The following is a 14105-nucleotide window of genomic DNA, read 5'->3' as shown; positions in this document are numbered from 1 at the left end:
CATCCACGCAGTCTGCGGACCGGTCGCCTTAGCGGTCCGTGGGGGCGCTGCCGCCGAAGACCCAGCTGACTGCGGTCCCAAAGGCCAGGTCCAGCAAGGTGACTATCACCATCATGATGATCACGAACACCAGCACCACGAGCGTGTAATTGATCAGTTCTTTACGGGTCGGTGCGACGACCTTCTTCAGTTCGCCGATGACCTGGCGGATGAAGATCGCGATGCGAGCGAAGAAGCCGGGCTTGGCGGCATTCTTGGCGGGGCGGCCTTTGGAGCTGCTGGCAGCCGTTTCGGTCACCTGGTCCTCACTCATCCTCGCAATGATCGGATACCCGGCTCTGAACTGAACCATGGTTGCTGCGCTGGTTCCGGATGATCCGGAACAGCATGCGCAGGGCAGACAGGACTCGAACCTGCAACCTGCGGTTTTGGAGACCGCTGCGCTACCAATTGCGCCACTACCCTTCGGGGCTAAAATCCGCTCCGGCCGATGCATTCCGCAGGCTTCCCTGAGGCGCAGGCCATCATCGTGTTTTCAACACCGGAGAACCAGTCTACGCAAGAACTGCGCCTACGTCGAACCGGCCCTCTTCCGGACCCCTGCGTGACCGTGAAAACCAACTGACAGCCGTCAGTCACATTTCCGTTCCGGCACCGCGGGGGATCCGGTGAACAGCATAGAGTAGATTCCGTCGAATCCCACATCCAGCCTTCCAGCTGCAAGCGAAGAACGGACCCGCCCATGTCTGCTGCCCGCATTTCCCAGCGCATTTCCGCCATAGCCGAATCCGCCACTCTGGCCGTCGATGCCAAGGCGAAGGCGCTGAAGGCAGCCGGGCGGCCGGTCATCGGCTTCGGTGCCGGGGAACCCGACTTCCCGACCCCCGGCTACATCGTGCAGGCCGCCATCGAGGCCGCGAGCCAGCCGAAGTACCACCGCTACTCCCCCGCGGGCGGGCTGCCGGAGTTGAAGCAGGCCATTGCGGAGAAGACCTTCCGGGACTCCGGCTACAAGGCCGAGGCATCACAGGTGCTGGTGACAAACGGCGGCAAGCAGGCCGTGTACAACACGTTCGCCACCCTCCTGGATCCGGGCGACGAGGTCATTGTTCCCACCCCGTTCTGGACCACGTACCCGGAGGCGATCCGGCTGGCCGGCGGCGTGCCGGTGGAGGTCTTCGCCGGCCCGGAGCAGGAATACCTGGTCACGGTGGACCAGTTGGAAGCCGCCCTCACGGACCGCACGAAGATCCTCCTCTTCGTCTCCCCCTCCAACCCCACCGGCGCCGTGTACTCGGAGGAGCAGGTCAAGGCGATCGGTCAGTGGGCGGCGTCCAAGGGCCTGTGGGTTGTCACCGACGAGATCTACGAACACCTGACCTACGACGGCGTGCCGTTCACCTCGATCGCCACGGCCGTCCCCGAACTGGGCGACAAGGTGGTCATCCTCAACGGCGTCGCCAAGACCTACGCCATGACGGGCTGGCGCGTGGGCTGGATGATCGGCCCCGCCGACGTCATCAAGGCCGCCACCAACCTGCAGTCCCACGCGACGTCGAACGTCTCCAATATCATGCAGATTGCTGCCCTCGCCGCCGTGTCCGGGCCGCTGACCGCCGTCGATGAGATGAAGGTGGCCTTTGACCGCCGCCGCAAGGCGATCGTCGCGGGCCTGAATGCGATTGACGGTGTTGAATGCCCGACGCCGAAGGGCGCCTTCTACGTGTACGCGGACGTCCGCGCGCTGCTGGGCAAGGAGTTCCCGTCGGCGAACGGTCCGGTGCGGCCGGCCACCTCTGCTGAACTCGCGGCGCTGATCCTGGACGAGGTCGAGGTGGCGGTAGTTCCCGGCGAAGCCTTCGGCCCGTCCGGCTATCTGCGCCTGTCCTATGCGCTGGGCGACGAAGACCTGGCCACGGGCGTCGGCCGCCTGCAGGACTTCCTCGGCAAGGCGAAATAGCAGCCCCAATCCCCCGATGCGCTATCACTTGTGGTTGCTTTGCCCCCGGCGAGGCAACCACAAGCGATAGCGCATCCTTGGGTTAAAGGAGGCGGCGCTCGGCGGCCCAGCGGGTCAGCTCGTGGCGGCTGGAGAGCTGGAGTTTGCGCAGCACGGCCGAGACGTGGGTTTCGACTGTCTTGATCGAGATGAACAGTTCCTTGGCCACCTCCTTGTAGCTGTAGCCGCGGGCGATGAGGCGCATCACCTCGAGCTCCCGCGCCGAAAGCCTGTCCAGTTCGTCGTCGGCAATGTCCGCCGGGGCCGTGCCGAACGCGTCCAGGACGAAGCCTGCCAGCCGTGGCGAGAAGACGGCGTCGCCGCCCGCCACGCGGCGGACGGCGCCGCTGATCTCCGGCCCGGAAATCGTCTTGGTGACATAGCCGCGCGCGCCCGCCCGGATCACGGACACCACATCTTCCGCCGCATCGGAAACACTCAGCGCCAGGAACCGTGTGGTGGCCAGCAGCGGCGCCGAGCCGGCCAGAACCTCACGGCCGCCGCCACCGCGGCCGCCTGGGAGGTGGACGTCCAGCAGCACGACGTCGGGACGCCGGGCTGCGATGACGGCAATTGCCTCTTCCACGGTGCCGGCCTCGCCCGCGACGACGATGTCCGGGTCCAGGTCCGCCTTCAACCCGGAGCGGAAGATGGCGTGGTCGTCCACGATCACCACGCGGATCGGGGATGGGTTCCCGGCTGCGGGGTTCACTGGTGCCGGGTTACCGGTTACGGGGTCTCCCGGGGCTGGGATGGTCACGGTTTGGCCTCTCCATTGCTGTTGTTGGCGGCAGCCGCGGCAGTTCCGGCAGATGCGGCGGCGGTGACAGGCAGCCGCAGCCGCACTTCGGTGCCGTCCGGGCTGCTGATGATGGCGGCGGTGCCGCCGTGGCGGTTCATCCGCCCGATGATCGATTCGCGCACGCCGAGCCGGTCCGGGGGAACCGACTCCGGGTCGAAGCCCGGCCCCCGGTCCTTGACGAAGACTTCCGCGGCGTCGTCGGTGACTTCAAGGTAGACGGAGACGGTGCCGCCGCCGTGACGGGCGGCATTGAGCATGGCTTCACGGGCCGCCTGGACGAGGGCCTCGTGGCGTTGGGTCATGACGCAGTCGCCCACGCTGACCACTTCGACAGCGTGTCCGAGGGTGTCTTCGACCTCCGCGGCGGCGGCCTCGATGCCCTCGGACAGCCGGCCGGATTCCTTGTCGGCATCCCGGTACAGCCAGCCCCGCAGCTCCCGCTCCTGGGCACGGGCGAGCCGGATGACGTCGTGCTCATTGCCGGCACGGCGCTGGATCAGGGCGAGGGTCTGGAGTACGGAGTCATGGAGGTGGGCGGCGATCTCGGCGCGCTCGGTGGCGCGGACACGCCCCGCACGCTCGGTTTCCAGGTCGCGCCAGAACTTCAACCCCCAGGGCAGCAGCACCAGGGCCACGCCGCCGAGCACCGCCACCGAGGCCAGGAGCGCCAGCCAGGTCGCTTCCCACGACCCCGAGCCGGACACCATCACCAGTACGCCGGCCACCACGAGGGCGAGCCCGGCTGCGAGCCGTGCCCAGCCGCCGGCCTGATCCGCCTTGGTCTTGTCCACGAGCCCCGCCCGGCGGGTCTCATCCAGTTGCATCCAGGCGATTGCAGCGCCGCCCAGGATCGCCGCGACCGGAATCAGGGTGCCCAAAGGTACATCAACACCGAGGAGCCGGGCGATCAGGATTCCGGCGGCCAGCAGCAGGCCGGCGCCGAGCAGGATCTCCTTGCCGAAGGGCATGCCGGGCACCTTGGACCGCCAGGACCCCTGCCCCGCGCGGCCGGCGGCTTCTGCACTCCCGGCGCTTTCCGGGGAGCCGGGAAACCCGGGGGTGCCGGGGATCTCGGGGGTGCCGGGCATATCCGGGGCACTTACTGCCGGAGCGATGGGCGACGCCGGACGGCGGGCACTGCGCCTGGCGCTTTCATCCGCTGTGGGAACCATGATCCAGAGCCAGCCGTAGAAGGCCACCCCGGCGCCGCCTGCGAGCGCGGCCACCAGCATACCGATTCTGACCATGCGGACCGGCCAGCCCAGGTGGTTGGCGAGGCCCGCGCAAACGCCGGCGATCACGCGGTCGCTGCTGCGGACCAGCGGCGGGCGGACGGGCGGGGTTGTCATGCTTCAATCCAAGCACGGATCGGGGGTCCCCGGACGTGTTTGCGGGCCCAGCCGGGGGCAGCTCAGGGACCATTCAGGGTGTTCCCCAGTAGAGCGCGGCACCGGAAGCGGGAAGGATCGAAGTATGAACCCGCACACCCCGCACCCTGATGAAGGCCGGTCCTCCGCAGACCGGCAGCCTACGGATCAACCAGGCCCGGACCTTCCCGTCCCAGCCGAGCCCGCCACGGACCTTCCCGTCCCAGCCGAGCCCGCCACGGACCTTCCCGCCGCAGCCGAGCCCGCCACGGACCTTCCCGCCGACGGCCAACCCGTTCCCGGGCAGCCCTCCGCTGAGCCCGCAGGTTCCGAGCCCGCCGGTTCCGCGCCCGCCGGTTCCGAGCCCCTGCCGGAGCCGCCACGGCTCTACCGGGCCGGCGACCCGGACGGACCCTACGGCCCGCCGTCGTACTCTGGCCCGCCCCCGTACACCGGCGCGACTCCCCCGCAGAGGGGCCCGTCGCAGTACGGGCCGGACTTGGACGGGCAGCTGCCGGGGCGCCAGCCGCAGAACTTCTTCGACTGGATCCGCAGCCAGGGTATTTACCGCGGACGCGACCGGTGGATCGGCGGCGTGGCCAGCGGCATAGCCCAACGGCTCGGCGTCGACCCCCTGATTATTCGCGGCGTCCTGATCGTCCTGACCGTGTTCGCCGGAGTTGGCGTGCTCGCCTACGGCCTGGCGTGGGCACTGCTGCCAGAACCCGACGGCCGCATTCACGTCCAGGAGGCCGGCGCAGGCCGGTGGACTGCCGGGATGACCGGCGCCCTTATCACCGCAGTTATCGGCTTCCCCAGCCTGGGCGCCGGCGTCTGGGGCTGGAACCGCTACGGCTTTGGCGCCTTCGCCTGGACCGTCTTCTGGGTGGGCGGCGCGATCTACCTCGTCTACTACCTGACCCAGCGAAACAAGACCCGCAACGGAGCCATTCCCACGCCCTCCCGGTACGAATCCAGCAGCCCGGCCGGCGCCGCAACGTTGGCGGGCACCGGTAGCGCAGGCGCCGGGCAGCGATCAGCCGGGGGCTTCCGGGCGGGTCCCGCACCGGCCTATGGCCAGCACGACGGCGACCCCGGAGTCTCCGCGGCCGGCCCGGCCTGGGGTCCGCCGCCGTCGGGCACCACCCTGCCCGGCTCCGCCGGGCCCGGCCTTGTTCCCCCCAATTCCGTTCCGCCCGGCGGCTACGGCCCGGGGGCAGGAGTGCCGCCGATGCCTCCCGCCCGGCGACGCAACCCGGGCCCGGGCACTCCGGCTGTCGCCATCACCGTCGGCGCCGCCCTCCTGGTGGGAGGCGGCATCAAGGCCCTCGATGCCGCCCACGTGATCAATCTTGGCGATTCCGGCAACGCTCTGGTCTGGGCCATCGGGGCGGCCATCCTGGGACTCGGGATCCTGATTACAGGTTTGCGGGGCCGGACCTCGGGGATCCTGAGCTTCTTCGCCGTCGTGGCCCTGCTGATCGGCGTAATCTTCAGCGTGGTCCCGCACGGCGACCGGTTCCGGTTCCAGAATGCCGACTGGACGCCGTCCAGCATTCAACAGGCCCGCGGCGGCTTCGAAATCACCGGCGGCGCCGGAACCGTGGACCTGACCAAGCTGGCGCTCAATCCCCCGCTGGGCGCCGACGTCGTTGTTCCGATCGACGCGACGGCAAGCAACGTGACCGTCGTCATCCCGGACACAGTCCCCGTGCAGATCCAGGCGGACATGACCATGGGAAACCTGCACGAAGGCAGCCAGGACCACGGCGGCATGATGAACCAACAGAGCGACTACAACACCTCCAAGCCGGGCGCCCGGCTGGTCGTCCAGATCTCCGGCACCGTCAGCAACGTGACCATCAAGGAAGGCAACTGACATGAGCAGCTATGACGACTCCCCGGACGGCACCGGACTGGCGCCGGAAGAGGCGAATTCCCCGGCCCGGGTGGGCACAGTGGTGTGGGGGCTCACAGTGGTGGCCCTTGCCGCGCTGCTCATCATCTCCCGGCTGGGCATCGTGGCCCTGAACGGCACCTATGTCCTGATCGGCCTGATGATTGGCGCCGGTGCCGCGTTGATAATCGGCGGCCTTCTCTCGGCCCGCAGGCGTGACAATAAACCGACAACAGGGAAGTCTTGAACCATGGATAAATTCTTCAGCACCATCCGGGGCTTCGGCCTGAAACGTGGTCCGCAGCGCTGGCTTGGCGGCGTCTGCGGCGGAATTGCCGCCAAACTCAATGTGGACGTCGCCTTTGTCCGGATCGCCTACCTGCTGGTAAGCCTGCTCCCCGGCCCGGCCTTCGTGGTGTACCTCGCGGCGTGGCTGCTCCTTCCGGACCAGCGCAACGCCATCATCCTGGAAACTTTCCTGGCGAAGCGTTCCTCGCGCCGCTAGCGGCGTCGGCATCAGCGCGAACGGGTGCCCCTGCCTTTACGGCAGGGGCACCCGTTTGTAACCGTTTGTGTCCTGCCCCACACGCGCTACTAGACTCTAGGTGAGCTCAGCGTGGCGCTCTGCCTGTACCCCTTCAAACCAGGATTTGAGCCAAGATATGAAAATTGGAATCCTCACCAGCGGCGGAGACTGCCCCGGACTGAACGCCGTCATCCGTGGCGCCGTCCTCAAGGGCATCGCCGTCCACGGCCAGCAGTTCGTGGGATTCCGGGATGGCTGGCGCGGCGTTGTCGAGGGGGACATCGTCGAGATTCCCCGCACCATGGTCCGCGGCATCGCCAAGCAGGGCGGCACCATCCTCGGCACGTCCCGCACCAACCCGTTCGAGAACGGCGGCGGTCCCGAGGTCATCAAGGCCAACATGGACCGGCTCGGGATCGACGCGATCATTGCCATCGGCGGCGAGGGCACCCTGGCCGCGGCGAAGCGGCTCACGGACGCCGGTCTGAAGATCGTGGGCGTGCCCAAGACGGTCGACAACGACCTCGATGCCACGGACTACACCTTCGGCTTCGACACCGCCGTGGAAATCGCCACCGAGGCGATCGACCGGCTGCGCACCACCGGGGAATCCCACCACCGCTGCATGATTGCGGAGGTTATGGGCCGGCATGTGGGCTGGATCGCCCTGCACGCCGGCATGGCCTCGGGCGCCCACGCCATCCTGATCCCGGAACAGAAGGCCTCCATGGAACAGATCGCCGAATGGGTTGTCTCCGCCCGCGACCGCGGCCGCGCACCGCTGGTGGTCGTCGCCGAGGGATTCGTCCCTGAAGGCCAGGAGTCCCCGCATTCGGAGCGCGGCCTGGACACCTTTGGCCGCCCGCGCCTCGGCGGCATCGCCGAGATGCTGGCCCCGGAACTCGAAGCCCGCACCGGAATCGAAACCCGCGCCACTGTCCTGGGCCACATCCAGCGCGGTGGCGTCCCAACCGCGTTCGACCGCGTCCTGGCCACCCGCCTGGGCATGGCTGCCATCGACTCCGTGGTGGAAAAGCGCTGGGGCACGATGGTTTCCCTGCACGGCACCGACATTGTGCACGTCGGCTTCGACGCCGCGCTCGGCAACCTCAAGTCCGTCCCGCAGAGCCGCTACGACGAGGCCGCCGTCCTCTTCGGATAAACCACTTCGGACGAGCGGCCCGGAGGCGCGCACGGCACGATGCGGCCGGGGCGCCCGCCTGCGGTGGGTAGGGTGGATGCATGACTCTTGAGCCCGGTTCCGCCGAAATCGTCCAGCTGGCATGGGCGCGCCGTTTGGGGTTCGACGACGGCGCCTTCGCGGCCGCCGCGGGTGAGCGCCTCACCCGGGCCGATGAGTCGGCCCGGTCCGTGCAGTTCGTCCGCCTGTTCGGCAACTCGGCTTTGGTGGGCCCGCAATGGGCCCTGGACGCCGCGGCCGGTCTCGCCGACGAGGAGCTGGCCCAGCACGTGACGCTCCTGACCATCACCCGGGGCCACGGCGGCCACGGGCTTGGCGCCGCGGCACTCTTCTTCGCCGACGACCTCCCCTTGCAGCAGCCGTCCGAGGAACTGACGGTCTCGCACGGGAACCCCGAGGCGATCGAGCTGGAGACGTTCTGCCCGCCCGACGACGTCAACGAGGTGGGCCTGGCGGACCTCGAACACCGCTTCACGGTGATGCATGTCGAAGACGGGCGCCGGACACCCGTGGCCTGCGGCGCGTACGGCGAGTGGGAGGGGCTCCTGGCGCACATGGGCGTGCTGGTGGCACCGGAGTGGCGGCGCCGCGGGCTGGGAAAACTGGCGGCTTCGATCGCCGCCCACGAGGCCCTCGCCGCCGGACTGACGTTGCAGTGGCGCTCGGAGGTCAGCAACAAGGGCTCGCTGGCGCTGGCCCGGAGCCTGGGCTTTTCCGCGGGCGGCATCCAGACCAGCGTGCTGCTGGGCTGATCCGGATGCCGGCCGGGTCAGCGGCGCTCTGCGGCCGCCTGGTCCGTGGCCCCGGCCGCCGGTTCCGCGTCTGACTCCGCAGCTGTGCGTGCTGCGTCCGGCACAGCAGGAGCAGTGCCTGCGGCGGCGGGAGCCGCCTCGCCCCAGCCCTGGACCGGCTTGGGTTTGGCGAAGAAGAGGACCACGGCTGCGCCGAGCAGGATTACGGCCGCCGGGAGCAGGATGGACTGGCCCATCGCCGTCGAGAACCCCTCATGGAGCGGCTCGGGCAAGGCGCCCCCGAAGCCCATGGGACTGGCGTCCGGGCTTGCTCCGGGACGGGCGGGAAGCTCGGCGGCCAGCCGGGCCTGGATGAGGACGGCGATGGCGGCGCTGCCAAGCACGGCGCCGATCTGGCGGGTGGTGTTGTAGACGCCCGAGCCGGCCCCGGCCTGCCGCGGTGGCAGGTTGCGCGTGGCGGTGGAGCTCAACGGGGCCCAGATGCCTGCATTGGCGAAGCCCAGCACGGCGCTCGGGAGCAGGAACAGCCAGATGGGCGTGTCCGGGTGCATGAGGAGGGCGTTCCAGAACAGCGCCACGGACATCAGGACCAGGCCGCTCGCGGTGATGAATTTCGGGTTGACCTTGTCGATGATCCGGCCCACAACCGGTGCGAGGCCGCCGGAGATCAACGCCATCGGCACCATCATGAGCGCCGACTCGGTGGGGGTCAGGCCGCGGACAATCTGGTAGTAGAAAATCAGGGGCAGGGTGAACGCCGTGACGGTGAAGCCCACCGTGGTGATCGCAATATTGGCGAGCGAGAAGTTGCGGTCCTTGAAGAGGGACAGGGGCAGCAGCGGTTCACCGGTGTTGAATTTCTGCCACAAGACGAAGACGACCAGCACGGCGATGCCGCTGATGATCAGGCCCCAGACGGTGATGGGTCCGGCTATGGTGCCCCAATCGTACTTCTCGCCCTCCTGGATGCCGAAGACGACGAGAAAGAGTCCGAGGGCACTGAGCAGGACGCCGGGAATGTCGAACTTGTGCGGGTGGGTGCTCAGCGTGGGGACGAAGCGCATGGCAAGGATGAAGCCGGCAATCCCGACCGGGACGTTGATGAAGAAGATCCACTCCCAGCCGAGGCCGTCCACCAGGACGCCTCCGAGGATCGGGCCGACCAGGGTGGCGACGCCTGCGGTGGCACCCCAGATGCCCATGGCCGCTCCGCGGCGGTCTGGCGGGAAGATCCGGGTGATGACGGCCATGGTCTGCGGCGTCATCATGGCCGCGCCGAGGCCCTGGACCACACGGGCTGCAATGAGGGTCTGGACATCCCCGGAGAGGCCGCACCACAGCGATGCCAGGGTGAAGACGACAAGTCCGGAGAGGTAGAGCTTTTTCGGTCCGAAGCGGTCGCCAAGCCGGCCCGTGATGAGCAGGGGCACGGCGTATGCCAGCAGATAGCCGCTGGTGACCCAAATGACCGAGTTGATGTCAGTGTTCAGGCCCGCCATGATGCTCGGGTTGGCCACCGAGACGATGGTGGTGTCGATCAGGATCATGAAGAAGCCGATCACCAGGGACCAGAGTGCCGGCCATGGCCGGGCTACGTTTTCCATGGGGTTCCTTAGGGGCTGGTGTGAATGCTGGATGGCAAAGATGGGGGTGGCCGGGGTCCGGCGTGATGTACTGCACGGGCCTCACCACGGCAGTTCGCCGGAGCGGAGCTGGTCCTGAAAGCCGCGGATCCAGGCGATTTCGGCCTGCAGCATGCTCTGCTGGTACTGGATATCGACCCAGTACTTGCGCTCCACGCCCTTCGTCCGGAGCAACTCTTCGCCGGACTCCAAGTACTCAAGCTGCTCCTGCAGTGCCGTGAGCCGCCGGTCCAGGAGTCCGACGACGACGTCGGCCGGCAGATTGTAGGCCTCGGAAATGGCCAGCGGGAAGGACGGGTACTCGTTGACCGGGGCGGCGAGCATGTCCCGAATGCGCGCCGTGAACGCTTCACGGCCGGCGGCCGAGATGGTGTACGTGGTGCGTTCCGGGCGGTTGCCTTCCCGGTCCGTCCCCGTGGCAGCGACGAGGCCCTGCTCCTCCAGCCGCCCGACCGCGTGATAGAGCGTTCCGGGCCGGACCTTGACCAGCCGGTCCTCGTGCCGGGCGATCAGAAGCTGGTACATCTCGTAGGGATGCATCGGCTCTTCCACGAGCAGGGAAAGCGCGGCGAGACCCAACGGTGTCAATGCGGTTCCCCGGGCCATGATGCGGTGTCCTCTTCGTTCTGCAGTGCTTGTACTCCGCAACGATTATTCCACGTGGAATAATCGGGCGCAATCGTCCCTTGCCCCACTGCCCCGGCACCAGCCGCGCCCCGAACCCCGCGCGGTCCCCGGCGGGCCGGCCAGGAGGCCGGCCCGCCGGGCCTTCCTCAGCCGAGGAGGGCCAGGATGTCAGTCCGGGCAAACATCTGCGCGGCGGCCCGCGCGGAGGGGGTGCCGGCGTCGGGGTCGGCCCCGGCCTCCAGCAGCTCGCGGGCGACGTCGGTGTAGCCCTTGAAGACGGCGCCGGCCAGCGGTGTCTGGCCGCGGTCATTGGGCGTGTTGGCGTCGCCGCCGCGCTCCAGGATCAGCCGGACCGTGGCGGCGTGGCCGTGGTAGGCCGCCAGCATGACCAGCGAGTCACCGGAGGCATTCGTCAGCGTGGCCGGGGCGCCGGCCGCCAGGTAGGCACCCAGCACTCCGGAGTTGCCTTCGCGGGCCGCATCGAACAGCGTGTGGGCGAGCGCCAGCGTCGCGTCGTCGGACGCGGACTCATTGGGTGCCGACCCGTTCTGCGCTGACCCGTTCAACGGAGACTCGGCGCTCATCGGGTGCCCCGCAGGAAGCCGGTCTGACGGCCCACGACCTGGCCTGCGTCGGGCGCCACAATGAGTTCCTGGGCTGCGGCGTAGGGCTCGTCGCCGTCGACGACGGTCAGGACCTCGTCCGCGGCGACGGAGCGTTTGATGACAGCAAGGGCCACCGGGCCCATTTCGTAGTGCTGCGCCACCGAGGTCACGGCGCCCACCTTGCGGTCGCCGGCGCGGACTTCGCTGCCGACGGCGGGCAGGGTGTGCTGGGAGCCGTCGAGCTGGAGGAACACGAGCCGCCGCGGCGGGTGGCCCAGGTTGTGGACGCGGGCGACTGTCTCCTGGCCCTTGTAGCAGCCCTTGGACAGGTGCACGGCGGTGCGGAGGAGGTCAAGCTCGTGCGGAATGGTTTTGTCGTCGGTTTCCGCACCCCAGCGGGGACGCCACGCGGCGATCCGGAGCGCCTCGGCCGCAAGGGTGCCGGCGAGGGGCCGGTCTCCGACCGTGGCGGCAAGGTCAGCCGCGGGGACAAGGTACTCGAACCACGGCCGTTCCAGGCCGGGATGGGCGTCCTCACCCACCACCGCGTAGGAGTAGCCGCCGGCGCCCACGTGCGGCCACGGGTCCTCCCAGACCAGGAGCTGCGCCCACTCTTCGATCCGGCGGGTGGACCCGAGTACGGCCCAGTCCGCCGAGACGTCGGCGACCTCGACGCGGAGCATGAACTTCATCTTGGTGAGCCATTCGGCGAGCGGTGCCGCCTCGGCTCCTTCGACGATCAGCCAGGTGGTGGCGCCGTCGTCCACCACCCGGGCGTCAAATTCGATCCGGCCCTGGACGCTGAGCAGCAGCAGTTCGGTGGACTGGCCCGGGGCCAGGCCGGTGAGCTGCTGCGAGGACAGGGTGTTGAGCCAGCTGAGCCGGTCCGGTCCCGTGACGGTCACCACGCCGCGGTGTGAGAGATCGACGACGGCGCTGCCGGCAGCCAGCGCCCGCTGCTCCCGCAGCGGCTCACCGTAGTGGGCGGCGACGCCGGCGTCGGCACCGCCGGCCTCGACAGCGGCCGGGCGCGACAACATAGGGCTTGTGATAGTCATATTGAAAGGAACGTCCTTTGGTGTGTGCGTATTCCGTCACCGGCAGGCCGGCACTGCCGGCCCAGCTTCCGGCGCCACGTCCGCCGAGCGGAGTTAAGTGCGGGGTTAGCGGTATTCCGGATTTTCGAAGTCGAACCGGGTGCCGGCCTTCCAGGCGTCGGGGAGGTTGCCGTAAGCGGGGATGCCGCCGGCGTCCTTGAGCATCCGGGCCAGGTGCAGCATGTTCCAGGTCATGAAGGTGGTGTTGCGGTTGGTGAAATCGCTCTCCGGGCCCCCGGACCCCTCGTCAAGATAGCTCGGCCCCGGTCCGACGGGACCGATCCAGCCGGCGTCGGCCTGCGGCGGGATGGTGAACCCGATGTGCTGAAGGCTGTACAGGACGTTCATGGCGCAGTGCTTGATGCCGTCCTCATTGCCGGTGATGAGGCAGCCGCCCACTTTCGGATAGTAGGCCCACTGGCCCTTGGCGTTCAGCTGCCCGGAGTGGGCGTAGAGGCGCTCGATGAGCTTCTTGGTCTGCGAGGAGTTGTCCCCGAGCCAGATGGGCCCGGCAACGACGACGATATCCGCCTCCAGGACGGCCGGGTAGAGGTCCGGCCATTCGTCGGTGGCCCAGCCGTGCTCGCGCATATCCGGATAGACGCCGCTGGCGATGTCGTGGTCCACGGTGCGGATCACGCGGGTGGTGACGCCCTGCTTCTCCATGATCCGGCGGCTCACCTCGATCAGGCCCTGGGTGTTGGACACGTCCGGGGATTTCTTGAGGGTCCCGTTGAAGTACACGGCCCTGAGGTCGGCGTAGCTCGTGCTACCGGCGTCGCTGCTGGTGCTGGTGACATCGTCAGTCACGGTGTTTCTCCCTGGTCGATACGGACAACGGAAAAATCAGTGAGACCGTGTATTCAGCTTACTTTCGCCAGGATGGCCGATGCATGGGCTTCCAGGCCGCCACTGCCGGACGAGGAATCCTTGCCGGTGGCCACGTCCCAGCGCCACAGCAGATTCCCGTCCACGAGGCCGAAGATCCGGGTGGCCGCCGTGTACTCCTTGGAGTGGCTGCCGCGCATCACCAGATCGGTGCTGAGCTGGATCTGGGGCCCCTTGATCTGGCCGTAGTAGAGCTCCGAGATCCCGCCGGGGTGGGCGATGGACACCGAGATGTCGAAGCCGCCGTCGCTGTTGCGCAGGGCCTCGACCTCGTCGGCGCTCTTGAGCACGGGGACGATATCCGCCGGGATCAGGCCGGGGCCGCCGTCTTCCTCGCGCTGCTTGCGCTCCAGCGCCCAGAAGCCGGTCTCGACCGTCAGGGGACGCAACGTGGTGCCCTCGTCGTCGGTCAGCCAGCTTTCGGCGCGGTACTGCAGGTACGGCAGGCCGTTGTGCGTGAATGAGACATGCTGCAGGAAGTGCTCTGAGTCCTCGTCCCCGGCCCCCAGCCGGCCACGGCCCTCCCACTCACCAATGAGCCAGGACAGCGGAACGATTTCGGGCGTCAGATCTGTAGGAATTTCAATCGGCACAGCAACTACCTCTGGAAACTACGGTGACTGGAAAGTATCGGGTTACTTCTGGCCTTTGAAGAGGCGGTAGACGACAAAGCCGGCAAACCACGCCATGGACAGGCTGGC

15 protein-coding genes and 1 tRNA gene are annotated in these 14105 nt (G+C 68.2%); 6 read left to right on the top strand and 10 right to left on the bottom strand.

All coding sequences use genetic code 11. The features are described from left to right. Positions 1 to 28: 28 nt before the first annotated feature. Together secE and ACVWYS_RS03595 are read right to left on the bottom strand one after the other, a co-directional pair. Positions 29 to 313, bottom strand: coding sequence for a preprotein translocase subunit SecE (gene secE, locus ACVWYS_RS03600; protein WP_116765337.1), 285 nt, complete (start codon positions 311 to 313; stop codon positions 29 to 31). A 79-nt stretch (positions 314 to 392) separates the two neighbouring features. Further along, positions 393 to 465 (bottom strand) — tRNA-Trp (locus tag ACVWYS_RS03595). A gap of 277 nt (positions 466 to 742) precedes the next feature. Between ACVWYS_RS03595 and ACVWYS_RS03590 the strand changes: the two genes are divergently transcribed. Continuing rightward, positions 743 to 1960, top strand: coding sequence for a pyridoxal phosphate-dependent aminotransferase (locus tag ACVWYS_RS03590; RefSeq protein WP_116765109.1), 1218 nt, complete (start codon positions 743 to 745; stop codon positions 1958 to 1960). Positions 1961 to 2042: 82 nt separating this feature from the next. Here the strand turns inward: ACVWYS_RS03590 and ACVWYS_RS03585 are convergent, their stop codons facing one another. Both ACVWYS_RS03585 and ACVWYS_RS03580 read right to left on the bottom strand, forming a co-directional pair. After that, positions 2043 to 2675: a LuxR C-terminal-related transcriptional regulator gene (locus tag ACVWYS_RS03585; RefSeq protein WP_116765110.1), complete on the bottom strand. Its 633-nt coding sequence runs from the start codon at positions 2673 to 2675 to the stop codon at positions 2043 to 2045. 80 nt (positions 2676 to 2755) lie between these two features. Continuing rightward, a complete protein-coding gene (locus ACVWYS_RS03580; RefSeq protein ID WP_456508443.1) occupies positions 2756 to 4150 on the bottom strand; it encodes an ATP-binding protein in 1395 nt (464 codons plus the stop codon). A gap of 124 nt (positions 4151 to 4274) precedes the next feature. On the opposite strand from ACVWYS_RS03580, the gene ACVWYS_RS03575 reads away from it, so the two are divergent. The 5 genes from ACVWYS_RS03575 (at position 4275) to ACVWYS_RS03555 (ending at position 8544) form a co-directional block, all read left to right on the top strand. Continuing rightward, positions 4275 to 6047, top strand: coding sequence for a PspC domain-containing protein (locus ACVWYS_RS03575; protein ID WP_456508442.1), 1773 nt, complete (start codon positions 4275 to 4277; stop codon positions 6045 to 6047). Position 6048: 1 nt separating this feature from the next. Further along, the gene (locus ACVWYS_RS03570; RefSeq protein WP_456508441.1) at positions 6049 to 6312 is read left to right on the top strand and encodes a hypothetical protein; all 264 of its coding nucleotides are present in this window, start codon (positions 6049 to 6051) and stop codon (positions 6310 to 6312) included. Between the two features lie 3 nt (positions 6313 to 6315). Beyond that, entirely contained in the window at positions 6316 to 6570 is a 255-nt protein-coding gene (locus ACVWYS_RS03565) for a PspC domain-containing protein (RefSeq protein ID WP_116765114.1), read from the top strand. Between the two features lie 157 nt (positions 6571 to 6727). Continuing rightward, positions 6728 to 7753, top strand: coding sequence for a 6-phosphofructokinase (locus ACVWYS_RS03560; RefSeq protein WP_091251945.1), 1026 nt, complete (start codon positions 6728 to 6730; stop codon positions 7751 to 7753). A gap of 80 nt (positions 7754 to 7833) precedes the next feature. After that, on the top strand, positions 7834 to 8544 hold the full coding sequence (locus ACVWYS_RS03555) for a GNAT family N-acetyltransferase (protein WP_456508440.1): 711 nt from the start codon (positions 7834 to 7836) through the stop codon (positions 8542 to 8544). Between the two features lie 17 nt (positions 8545 to 8561). Here ACVWYS_RS03555 and ACVWYS_RS03550 read toward each other — a convergent pair whose 3' ends face one another. From ACVWYS_RS03550 to ACVWYS_RS03525, 6 genes are all read right to left on the bottom strand, one after another. Next, complete coding sequence (locus tag ACVWYS_RS03550) at positions 8562 to 10148, bottom strand: DHA2 family efflux MFS transporter permease subunit (protein ID WP_456508439.1); 1587 nt, start codon at positions 10146 to 10148, stop codon at positions 8562 to 8564. Positions 10149 to 10229: 81 nt separating this feature from the next. Next, positions 10230 to 10793 carry a PadR family transcriptional regulator gene (locus tag ACVWYS_RS03545; RefSeq protein ID WP_344362083.1) on the bottom strand — a complete coding sequence of 188 codons (564 nt, stop codon included), beginning with the start codon at positions 10791 to 10793 and terminating at the stop codon, positions 10230 to 10232. 167 nt (positions 10794 to 10960) lie between these two features. Continuing rightward, positions 10961 to 11398 carry an ankyrin repeat domain-containing protein gene (locus tag ACVWYS_RS03540; RefSeq protein WP_456508438.1) on the bottom strand — a complete coding sequence of 146 codons (438 nt, stop codon included), beginning with the start codon at positions 11396 to 11398 and terminating at the stop codon, positions 10961 to 10963. Further along, complete coding sequence (gene ygfZ / locus ACVWYS_RS03535; protein ID WP_456508437.1) at positions 11395 to 12477, bottom strand: CAF17-like 4Fe-4S cluster assembly/insertion protein YgfZ; 1083 nt, start codon at positions 12475 to 12477, stop codon at positions 11395 to 11397. The genes ACVWYS_RS03540 and ygfZ overlap by 4 nt, the downstream gene beginning before the upstream one ends. 105 nt (positions 12478 to 12582) lie before the next feature. Then, positions 12583 to 13326 carry a flavodoxin family protein gene (locus ACVWYS_RS03530; protein WP_456508436.1) on the bottom strand — a complete coding sequence of 248 codons (744 nt, stop codon included), beginning with the start codon at positions 13324 to 13326 and terminating at the stop codon, positions 12583 to 12585. 53 nt (positions 13327 to 13379) lie between these two features. Continuing rightward, on the bottom strand, positions 13380 to 13997 hold the full coding sequence (locus ACVWYS_RS03525) for an FABP family protein (RefSeq protein ID WP_456508435.1): 618 nt from the start codon (positions 13995 to 13997) through the stop codon (positions 13380 to 13382). Between the last annotated feature and the right edge of the window lie 108 nt (positions 13998 to 14105).

Source organism: Arthrobacter sp. TE12231 (assembly GCF_054062895.1).
Note: the sequence above shows the minus strand (reverse complement) of the source record. Positions and strands in the feature narration are given on the sequence as shown.

Coding starts and splice junctions, on each gene's coding strand:
- secE (WP_116765337.1), bottom strand. CDS start 313: ATGAGTGAGGACCAGGTGACCGAAACGGCTGCCAGCAGCTCCAAAGGC.
- ACVWYS_RS03590 (WP_116765109.1), top strand. CDS start 743: ATGTCTGCTGCCCGCATTTCCCAGCGCATTTCCGCCATAGCCGAATCC.
- ACVWYS_RS03580 (WP_456508443.1), bottom strand. CDS start 4,150: ATGACAACCCCGCCCGTCCGCCCGCCGCTGGTCCGCAGCAGCGACCGC.
- ACVWYS_RS03575 (WP_456508442.1), top strand. CDS start 4,275: ATGAACCCGCACACCCCGCACCCTGATGAAGGCCGGTCCTCCGCAGAC.
- ACVWYS_RS03570 (WP_456508441.1), top strand. CDS start 6,049: ATGAGCAGCTATGACGACTCCCCGGACGGCACCGGACTGGCGCCGGAA.
- ACVWYS_RS03565 (WP_116765114.1), top strand. CDS start 6,316: ATGGATAAATTCTTCAGCACCATCCGGGGCTTCGGCCTGAAACGTGGT.
- ACVWYS_RS03560 (WP_091251945.1), top strand. CDS start 6,728: ATGAAAATTGGAATCCTCACCAGCGGCGGAGACTGCCCCGGACTGAAC.
- ACVWYS_RS03555 (WP_456508440.1), top strand. CDS start 7,834: ATGACTCTTGAGCCCGGTTCCGCCGAAATCGTCCAGCTGGCATGGGCG.
- ACVWYS_RS03550 (WP_456508439.1), bottom strand. CDS start 10,148: ATGGAAAACGTAGCCCGGCCATGGCCGGCACTCTGGTCCCTGGTGATC.
- ACVWYS_RS03545 (WP_344362083.1), bottom strand. CDS start 10,793: ATGGCCCGGGGAACCGCATTGACACCGTTGGGTCTCGCCGCGCTTTCC.
- ACVWYS_RS03540 (WP_456508438.1), bottom strand. CDS start 11,398: ATGAGCGCCGAGTCTCCGTTGAACGGGTCAGCGCAGAACGGGTCGGCA.
- ygfZ (WP_456508437.1), bottom strand. CDS start 12,477: ATGACTATCACAAGCCCTATGTTGTCGCGCCCGGCCGCTGTCGAGGCC.